Annotated in this window: 9 protein-coding genes; all 9 read left to right on the plus strand. The window is 44.8% G+C overall.

The window, feature by feature from the left end; translation table 11 throughout:
• The first annotated feature begins 102 nt into the window (after window positions 1–102).
• The 9 genes from DW251_RS10830 (at window position 103) to DW251_RS10865 (ending at window position 9979) form a co-directional block, all read left to right on the plus strand.
• Entirely contained in the window at window positions 103–1143 is a 1041-nt protein-coding gene (locus tag DW251_RS10830; protein ID WP_118301090.1) for a sirohydrochlorin cobaltochelatase, read from the plus strand.
• A gap of 144 nt (window positions 1144–1287) precedes the next feature.
• On the plus strand, window positions 1288–2217 hold the full coding sequence (locus DW251_RS10835) for a hypothetical protein (protein WP_118301099.1): 930 nt from the start codon (window positions 1288–1290) through the stop codon (window positions 2215–2217).
• A gap of 30 nt (window positions 2218–2247) precedes the next feature.
• Window positions 2248–3504, plus strand: coding sequence for an ABC transporter substrate-binding protein (locus DW251_RS10840; protein ID WP_347474652.1), 1257 nt, complete (start codon window positions 2248–2250; stop codon window positions 3502–3504).
• Between the two features lie 32 nt (window positions 3505–3536).
• Window positions 3537–4559, plus strand: coding sequence for an iron ABC transporter permease (locus tag DW251_RS10845; protein WP_021870471.1), 1023 nt, complete (start codon window positions 3537–3539; stop codon window positions 4557–4559).
• A 4-nt stretch (window positions 4560–4563) separates the two neighbouring features.
• On the plus strand, window positions 4564–5673 hold the full coding sequence (locus DW251_RS10850) for an ABC transporter ATP-binding protein (RefSeq protein WP_347474653.1): 1110 nt from the start codon (window positions 4564–4566) through the stop codon (window positions 5671–5673).
• Between the two features lie 143 nt (window positions 5674–5816).
• On the plus strand, window positions 5817–5993 hold the full coding sequence (locus tag DW251_RS17965; protein WP_182433607.1) for a hypothetical protein: 177 nt from the start codon (window positions 5817–5819) through the stop codon (window positions 5991–5993).
• A gap of 85 nt (window positions 5994–6078) precedes the next feature.
• Complete coding sequence (locus DW251_RS10855) at window positions 6079–7563, plus strand: C69 family dipeptidase (RefSeq protein ID WP_118301092.1); 1485 nt, start codon at window positions 6079–6081, stop codon at window positions 7561–7563.
• Between the two features lie 212 nt (window positions 7564–7775).
• Window positions 7776–9335 carry a metallophosphoesterase family protein gene (locus tag DW251_RS10860; protein ID WP_118301094.1) on the plus strand — a complete coding sequence of 520 codons (1560 nt, stop codon included), beginning with the start codon at window positions 7776–7778 and terminating at the stop codon, window positions 9333–9335.
• A 122-nt stretch (window positions 9336–9457) separates the two neighbouring features.
• Window positions 9458–9979, plus strand: coding sequence for a hypothetical protein (locus DW251_RS10865; protein ID WP_243034927.1), 522 nt, complete (start codon window positions 9458–9460; stop codon window positions 9977–9979).
• Window positions 9980–9992 lie beyond the last annotated feature (13 nt).

Here is a 9992-nt window from a genome sequence, read left to right on the forward strand (position 1 = left end):
ATTTCTGACTCACACAGGAAAATGGACTCCTGCGCCCTGCCGGGAATTTCTTCCGGATCGATACATATTATTATGTGTCTTAGGACAAGGAGGAAAATGAAAATGAAGTTGAAAAAAGCAATGCTGCTTTTCGCAGCGGCAGCAGTAGCTGCAGGTACCGTAGCAGGATGCTCTGGAAGCGCAAAGGAGACAACAGCCGCTTCTGTAGCAGAGACAAGTGCTGAGGAAACAAAAGAAGAGACCACAGCAGAGGAGACCAAGGAAGAGGAAACTGCTGCTGAAGAAGAGGACGAAGAAAACTACGATACAGGAGATGCAGCATTGGATAACACAAGAAATCAGGATGAGATCGGAGAAAAAGAACTTTTAGTTGTAAGTTTTGGAACCAGCTACAATGACAGCCGTCGTTTAACCATTGGTGCTATTGAAGATGCCATCGAAAAGGCAGAGCCGGATTTTTCCGTAAGAAGAGGTTTTACCAGCCAGATCATCATTGATCATGTAAAGAAGAGGGATGATGTTACTATTGATAATGTAACAGAAGCTCTGGACCGTGCAGTAAATAATGGTGTAAAGACTCTGGTTGTTCAGCCAACCCATCTGATGAATGGTCTTGAATATACAGATCTGGTAAATGAAATTGCAGAAAATGCAGACTCCTTTGAGAAGGTTGTTGTAGGTGAACCATTACTTACATCCGATGATGACTTTAAGGCAGTGATCCAGGCAATTACAGACGCAACCAAGGAATATGATGATGGCGAGACCGCGATCTGCTTTATGGGTCATGGTACAGAGGCTGACTCCAACCAGGTATATGCCAAGATGCAGGATATGCTGACAGAGGAAGGTTTTGAGCACTACTATGTAGGTACTGTAGAAGCAACTCCAAGTCTGGAAGATGTAGTAGCAAAGGTAAAAGAAGGTTCCTATAAGAAAGTTGTATTAGAGCCTTTAATGATCGTTGCCGGTGATCACGCAAACAACGATATGGCAGGTGACGAGGAAGGTTCCTGGAAGACCACTTTTGAAGAAGCTGGTTATGAAGTAACCTGCCTGGTAAGAGGTTTAGGTGAGTTAGAGCCGATCCAGCAGCTGTTTGTAGAACATGCAAAGGCAGCTGTTGACAGTCTTGCAAAATAATCGATTTTGCATTAGGATGCTAAGTTAAAATAAAAAAGGCGGTCAGAGAAAATTCTGGCTGCCTTTTGTTGCAATGCATATGGGAAATGTGCCGGTGATGTGTCCGGCAGTGGACCTATAGACAGTGAGAAAGATGGTAAAAAGATGAAAATAAGAAAATATATACTGTGTGCCGGGATCGTTGGTTTAGTGGGGATGTCTTCCGGATGCGGACAAAAGACAGACAGCGGGGCAACTTCCCAGGCTGTAAGCGAACAGGCAGATACAAAAGAAAATGCAGAAACATCTGGTGCAGCAGGTGCCGAAACAGAAAAAGAAACGGCTCCTACAGTGCAGGTAGTAACAGATGATATGGTGCCTGTTGAAGCAGATGCGTTAAAAGACGGCGTTTATCCGGTAGAGGTGGACTCCAGCTCTTCCATGTTCCACATTACAGAGGCAGAACTGACGGTTGCTGATGGAAAGATGAGCGCAAAGCTGACCTTAAGCGGTTCCGGCTATGGAAAAGTATTTATGGGAACCGGGGAAGAGGCAGAAAAAGCAGGGGAAGGAGATTACATTCAGGCAGAAGAGAGTGCAGATGGAAAGAATGTATTTGAGATCCCGGTAGAAGCCTTAGACAAAGGAATTGACTGTGCAGCTTACAGCAAAAAGAAAGAAACCTGGTATGACAGGACCCTGGTAGTCCGGGCATCTTCCCTTCCAATGGAAGCCTACAAAGAGGGGAACATGAAAACTGTGGAAAGCCTGGGCCTGGAAGACGGAACATACACAGTGGAAGTGAAACTGGAAGGCGGTTCCGGCCGTACAACTGTGGAAACGCCAACGCAGTTAAAGATCCAGGATGGAAAGGCAACGGCTGTGATCACCTGGGGCAGCTCTCATTATGATTATATGAAAGTGGGAGAAGAAAAGTATGAGCCTGTAAATACAGAAGGAAATTCTTCCTTTGAGATCCCGGTCACTGTTTTTGACCAGAAACAGAAAGTGATCGCAGATACCACAGCCATGAGTGTGCCTCATGAGATCGACTATACACTGATCTTTGACTCTGAAAGTATTCAGCCACAGTAACGGGCAGGCAGCAGATCACAGGAAAGAAAGATGAAAAAACAGATAAAAAAGAAACTATTAAAAGGATTTCTTCTGGGAACGCTGACTGTCTGCGTTCTGGGAATGTGCGCTGGATGCGGACAAAAGACAGAAAATATAGAGAATACAGTTACTTCCCCTACAGCACAGGAGCAGACAGGAAAAACGGGGCAAAAATCCCTTTCCTGGTCAGAACTAACGCAGACAGGAAGTATGGATCTTTCATATGCGGATCAGTTTTCTGTCACCTACTATGGGGAAGAAAACTATGCCCTGGTCATTATTGGAGAAGATGAAAAATTCCTGGTAGTGCCGGAAGGAGAGCCGGTACCGGAAGATCTCCCGGAAGATATTACACCCCTTTTGCAGCCTTTAACGAATATGTACCTGGCAGCTACTTCTGCTATGGACTTTTTCTGCCATTTGGATGCAGTGGATCAGATCACCCTTTCCGGTACAGACCGTTCCGGCTGGTATTTAGAGGAACCGAAAAAAGCTCTGGAAGAGGGAACCATGGAATATGCAGGAAAATACAGCGCTCCTGATTATGAACGGATCGTAGATAAGTCCTGCTCCCTTGCCATTGAGTCTACCATGATCTATCATTGTCCACAGGTAAAGGAGCAGCTGGAAAATCTGGGAGTTCCAGTCCTGGTAGAGCGTTCCAGCTATGAGGCGGATCCTTTAGGAAGGATGGAATGGATCAAGCTGTACGGGGTACTTACAGGAAAAGAGCAGCTGGCAGAGGAATTATTTGAAAAAGAGATCAAAGAACTGGAAAATGTTTCTGTTCAGGCGGATGAAGGACAGGAACATTCGGATCAGACAAACCAGGGAAAAACAGTAGCCTTTTTTTACATTACATCCAAGGGCAGTGCCAATGTGCGTAAGCCGGGAGATTATGTGGCAAAAATGATCACTATGGCAGGTGGCACCTATGTTCCCCAGAGTGCAGAGGAAGAAGAGGAAAACGCTCTTTCTACCATGAATATGGAAATGGAAGCCTTTTATGCAAAGGCAAAGGACGCAGATTACATTATTTATAACAGTACCATTGACGGTGAACTGACCACAATGGATGAATTTCTTGCAAAAAGCCCATTGTTAGCAGATTTTAAGGCAGTTAAAGAGGGACATGTGTGGTGTACAGGAAAGAACCTGTTCCAGGAGACTATGGGACTGGGAAATATGATACAGGATATTCACAGGATGCTGACAGAAGAGACACCAGATGAAGGACAGATGCATTATATCCATCAACTGAAATAAGAAAGGGGAAACACAGGTTGAAGACCAGAGAAATGACGGGAACAGCAAAAAAGCGGATCCATATTGCAGGGGGATTTTTACTCCTGGTTGTGGCACTGGTCCTGCTTTTTTTCTGGAATATTTATTCCGGAAGTGTAAGTGTAGAACCGAAAGATGTGCTGCGGCTTTTGTTTCAGGGACCGGATGAAAGTACCCAGGCAAGGATCCTCTGGGATATCCGTTTCCCAAGAGTGCTGGCAGCTATGTTATTAGGCGGCGCCCTGTCTGTTTCCGGATTTCTGCTTCAGACCTTTTTTGCAAATCCCATTGCAGGCCCCTTTGTACTGGGAATTTCTTCCGGTGCAAAACTGATGACAGCCCTGGTGATGATATTTCTTCTGGGAAGAGGGCTGGTGGCAGGTTCCGTTGTATTGATTTTGGCATCTTTTATTGGTGCCATGCTTTCTATGGGTTTTGTGATCCTGATCGCCAATAAAGTGAACAATATGTCTATTCTTGTCATCTGTGGTATTATGGTCAGCTATATCTGTTCCGCAGTTACGGATCTGGTAGTTACCTTTGCAGATGACTCTAATATCGTAAATCTGCATAACTGGTCTTTGGGCAGTTTTTCCGGCATTACCTGGGAAAATATTTCGGTTATGGCAGTGGTGATCTTTTTCTGTATGATCTGTGCCATGTTGATGGCAAAACCTGCAGGGGCATATCAGTTAGGAGAGATCTATGCAGCCAGTATGGGTGTGAACATAAAGGCGTTTCGCCTGGCACTGATCCTGGTGTCCAGTATCCTTTCTGCCTGCGTTACTGCTTTTGCAGGTCCGGTCTCCTTTGTGGGGATTGCTGTTCCACAGCTGGTAAAAAGCCTGTTTAAAACAACAAAGCCGATTATTATGATACCTGCCTGCTTTTTAGGCGGGGCAGTATTTTGCAGCTTTTGTGACCGGCTTGCAAGGACCCTGTTTTCGCCGGTAGAATTAAGTATCAGTACAGTAACAGCTGTGTTTGGAGCGCCGGTGGTTATTTATATGATGATACAGACCAGAGGAAGAAGGTGACAGGATGATGGCAGAAGAAAGAAGCAGTTCTTATATTTGTGCGGAAGATATAAGCGTAGGTTATCATAACCTGCCATTGATCCAAAAGATAAACCTTCATGTAAACAGGGGAGAGATACTGACTCTCATAGGACCAAACGGCGCAGGAAAATCTACTATATTAAAGAGCCTGATCGGTCAGCTGAAACTGGTAAAAGGGGCAGTGTGGCTGGATGGAACCTCTATGGGGACCATGAAGGAAAAAGAGATTGCCCTTCGTATGTCTGTGATGATGACCGGTCGGGTGAAAACAGAGCGGATGACCTGTGAAGAAGTGGTAAGTATGGGGCGGTATCCTTATACAGGGAAAATGGGGATCCTGACAGAAAAAGACTGGCAGATCGTAAGGGAGTCTTTAGAACTGGTCCAGGGACTGGAACTGGCAGAAAAGGACTTTGAGGCGGTCAGTGACGGTCAGCGCCAGAGAGTCCTTCTTGCAAGAGCCATCTGTCAGGAACCACAGGTCATTGTATTAGATGAGCCGACTGCATTTTTAGATATCCGGCACAAACTGGAACTTTTGTATCTTCTTAAAAATATGGTGCGGGAAAAGAAAGTGGCAGTGCTTATGTCTCTGCATGAACTGGATCTGGCCCAGAAGATATCCGATCATATTATCTGTGTAAAAGGGGATAATTCCATTGGCCGCTTTGGTACGCCGGAGGAAATTTTCAGTGGAGATTATATCAAAGAACTGTTTCAGATCGAAAAAGGCACCTATCTTACAGATTATGGCAGCGTAGAGTTGGAAGCTGTAAAAGGAGAGCCGAAGGTGTTTGTCATTGGCGGAAATGGAACAGGGATCCCGGTGTATCGGCAGCTGCAAAAAGAGGGAATTCCCTTTGCAGCAGGTATCCTGTGGGAAAACGACAGGGAATATCCGGTGGCAGAGGCACTGGCTTCTGTGGTGATTCGGGAAAAAGCCTTTGAATCGGTCTCAGATGCGACCTTTGAAACTGCGGTAAAGGTTCTTAAAAACTGTGAAAAGGTGATCTGCTGTATGGAAAACTTCGGAACTTACCAGGAACCTTGCAGACAGTTGTGGAAAATAGCAAAAGATCTTGGAAAAATTTGACTTCTATGCTCATTTTTGTTAAACTTTTATCAGCTGACAAGTAGACAAAAAAGTCCGCCAGACAAAAAACGAGAGAAAAGAGGACTTAAAAACATGGAGCATTAGCATATCTTACGATCATCCTGGCAGGTATTCCATTAACTATGATCTATAACCTGGAAGCAGGTCTGCTTCAGGCAGTGGGAATGTTTGAACATGGGCTTAGTATGGGGCTGATGAGTGCCATTTATAACATAGGGAGCGTAGTGCTCCAGAGCAGTATCAATCAGTGTGCGTCTGCGAACCGGCTACCTGGGTGGTCTGCTGCGGGTTTATTTTAGCAGCGTTGTATCTGTTCCGAAATGACTTTCGGGATGATAATATAAAAGAAACGGTTTAATGAATGAGAACAGGAGGAATGACATTATGCCATGTACAACTATATTAGTAGGAAAAAAAGCAAGTTATGACGGTTCTACCATGATCGCCAGAAATGACGATGCAGGCGGTAATCATTTTACAGCAAAAAAATATGTGATCGTACATCCGGAGAAGCAGCCGAAGGTGTACAAATCTGTGATCTCTCATGTGGAGATCCCGCTTCCGGAGCATCCCATGCGCTACAGCGCAGCTCCTAATGCCATTCCCGGACAGGGAATTTGGGCAGCCTGCGGTGTAAATGAGAAAAATGTGGCAATGACTGCAACCGAGACCATTACCTCCAACCCGAGAGTCCTGGGTGCGGATCCTATGGTAGTGTACCAGCCGGCAGAAGACGGAAAGGCAGAAGTTCCAGGTGGTATTGGAGAGGAGGATATCGTTGTTCTTGTCCTTCCTTATATTAACAGTGCCAGAGAAGGTGTAAAGCGCCTGGGAAGCCTGTTGGAGCAGTATGGAACTTATGAGAAAAATGGGATTGCTTTTCAGGATGCAAATGAGATCTGGTGGCTTGAGACAATCGGCGGACACCACTGGATCGCCAGAAGAGTACCTGATGACAGCTATGTGGTAATGCCAAACCAGCTGGGACTGGATGTATTTGATCTGGAAGATGCCTTATTTGAGCAGAAGGAATATATGTGTTCTGCAGATATGAGGGAATTTATTGAAGAAAATCATCTGGATCTGTCCTTTGATGACTGCTTTAACCCGAGGGATGCTTTTGGCAGCCATGAGGATTCTGACCATGTATACAATACCCCAAGAGCCTGGTTCGGTCTTCGCTATTTCAATCCCCATACCATGAAATGGGAAGGGGAAGACGCGGACTATACACCGGAGTCAGATGATCTGCCATGGTGCATGGTTCCGGAAAAGAAGATCACAGTGGAAGATGTAAAATATGTGCTGTCCTCTCATTTTCAGGGAACACCTTATGATCCATATGCGAAGCACTCTGACCCGGTATACCGCAATAAATACCGCGCTATCGGCATCAACCGCACCGATCTGCTGTCACTGATCCAGATCCGCCCTTATATGCCGGAGGAGTTTCAGGTAATCCAGTGGGTTGCCTTTGCTTCCAATCCATTTAATGTATTAGTGCCATTTTATCCACAGGTATCAAAGACACCGGAGTATATGGCAAATACCACAGCAGAGGTTTCCACTGAGAATTTCTACTGGGCCAGCCGTATGATCGCAGCTATGGCAGATGCAGCTTATGCAAAGACTTCTATTTATATTGAGCGCTACCGCCTGGCAGTGGGATCTAAAGCCCATGCACTGATCATCAAGGGAGATAAGGCGCAGCAGGCAGCAGGCACGCCGGAAGAAAAAGAAAAGATCCGGGAAGAGATCAACGAAGAAATGGCAGCTATGTTAAAGAAAGAGACGGGAAATACACTGAATAAGGTGTTATTTGAGCTGAGTTCTTCTATGAAAAATGCCTTTTCAAGATCAGATGCATAAAAATTAGCAGGAAGCGCCCTGGGATATGTAAAAAGCATGTTCCAGGGCGCTTTTTATGTTCCGGGGTACATTCATTTTTCAGACTTCAATTTGCAAAAATCATACATTTCCTATACATTTCCCTGGTAGTAGATTTTACATGGCTTTTTTATACTAAAACCATGATCAGAATAAAAAATAACAAAAAGTAATATAAAAGAAAGGGAATGGATATGAAAAAGAGAAGAATTGCAGCAGGACTTTTAGCAGGTGTACTGGTGATCGGGGGACAGCAGGTATGGGCTGCTACCACACATTACAATGACTCATCTGTAACCGGCGGATCTGAACAGTGGCAGAAGTGGGTAGCAGACTGGAACCAGACAGCTACAGATTTTACAAAGGTATCATTAACACCTGGCGGCGCAGCTTCCGAACTGAATTTTGCATGGTACAGTGAAGGAAACGAGCCAACACCTGTTGTTTATTTTGGAACAGATAAGGATGATCTTAAAGCCTGTTCAGGAACTGCAAGCAGTGTAGATCCATCTCTTACAGGTGGAAAACCTTACAGCTACAACTATGTAACTGTAAACGGTCTGAAAGAAAACACTACTTATTATTATTCTGTAGAAAAGAGCGGTGTGAGAACTCCTGCGGAAGTTTATAAAACAGGAAGTTTTGAAAATGTAAAGATCCTTTATGTAGGCGACCCGCAGGTAGGTGCTTCTAAGGGACAGCCTCAGGGAGAAGGAAAATTAAGTGCTGACTCCGGCGCTGCCAATACAGCAGCCCGCAATGACGGTTTTGCATGGGACCGTACACTGGATGCAGCTTTAGCACAGAACCCGGATCTGAATTTTGTGATCTCTGCCGGTGACCAGGTAAATAAAACAGGAAAGCCAAAGGAAGAAGAGTATGCAGCTTATCTTTCCGCAGATGCTTTAAAGAGCCTTCCGGTAGCAACTACCATTGGAAACCACGACTCTTTAAACAAAGATTACAGCTATCATTTTAACAATCCAAATCCGACTGATCTGGGAATGACAGAAGCAGGAGGAGATTATTACTACAGCTATGGACCTGGCCTTTTCATTGTATTAAATACAAACAACTACAATGTAGCAGAACATGAGCAGGCCATTCAGAAAGCAGTTGCAAACTTCCCGGATACCAAATGGCGTATCGTGACCATTCATCAGGATATCTACGGCTCCGGCCTGGATCACTCTGATACAGACGGTATGATCCTTCGTACCCAGTTGACACCTGTATTTGACAAGTATGATATTGACGTAGTCCTTCAGGGACATGACCATACCTACAGCCGTTCCAAAATCCTCTATGGAGATGGAAAGTCACATGGCTCTTATGAATTCAGACTGGATGAAACAGGTCTGGACTATGACTGGGATCATGCTTACAACAACAATACAGGGGAGAGCATTACTTTAAATCCTCTTTCATCTGATACAGCTGCTGTAGAAGCAAAAGATGCTTTTACAGCAGACAATAAGTGCTATACCATTGAAAGCTCCGGCAAATCCGTTGTGACCAACCCCAAGGGAACCCTTTATATGACAGCAAACTCCGCTTCCGGTTCCAAGTATTATGAGCTTATTAATTCACAGCAGGATTACATTGAAGTAAGAAGCCAGAACTGGTTGCCAAGCTACTCTGTGATCGATCTGACAAAGGATGATTTCAAGATCACCACTTACCAGATCACAGATGAAGGAAAGGTAGAAAATATTGATAATACCTTTACTATTCACAAGACCGTAAACAGATAAGCCCAAAGCCGGCAATAAAAGGTATAAAAAAGATATAAAAAGACATAAAAGATCAAATTCCGTCCCGCGAAAGCTGCAAAAAGCCTTGCGGGACGTTGATCGGATAGATCGAGGCAGTAAAAATGGATCAGGCACTGAAAAAACAGGTAAAAAAGTACGCAGTTATGACAGTGATCATGGTGATCATGGCACTGGCAGTGGTGAAACTGAATAACGTAACTAAGACACAGCTGGTCAACCGCACAGGGCAGACTTTTGAGACAGGAAAAGTGGTCCGTATCCTGGAAGACAACATTCAGGAAGACGGAATGCGTGTGGGGCAGCAGACTGTAGTCGTAAAGATGACGAGTGGAGTGAAAAAGGGACAGGAACTTACAACTACCAGCAGCGCAGGCTATCTTTTTGGTGCAGCCTGCAAAGTGGGAATGCGGGTAGTGGTTCTCCAGAGCGTTGCAGGAAATTCAGTGATCACAAGCGTTTATTCCATGGACCGGAAAGAGGTAATGATCGGTTTTGTGGTACTTTATCTGCTGGCATTGTGCCTGGTAGGCGGTTTGCAGGGCGTAAAAGGTGCTCTGGGACTGATCTTTACTTTTGGGGCCATTCGAGACCGTTTCAAGTTTTGTGTAAACGTTAAAAACTGATATAAGATTTGTG

Source organism: Clostridium sp. AM22-11AC, assembly GCF_003473545.1.
In the GTDB taxonomy this organism is placed as follows: Bacteria; Bacillota; Clostridia; order Lachnospirales; family Lachnospiraceae; genus Enterocloster.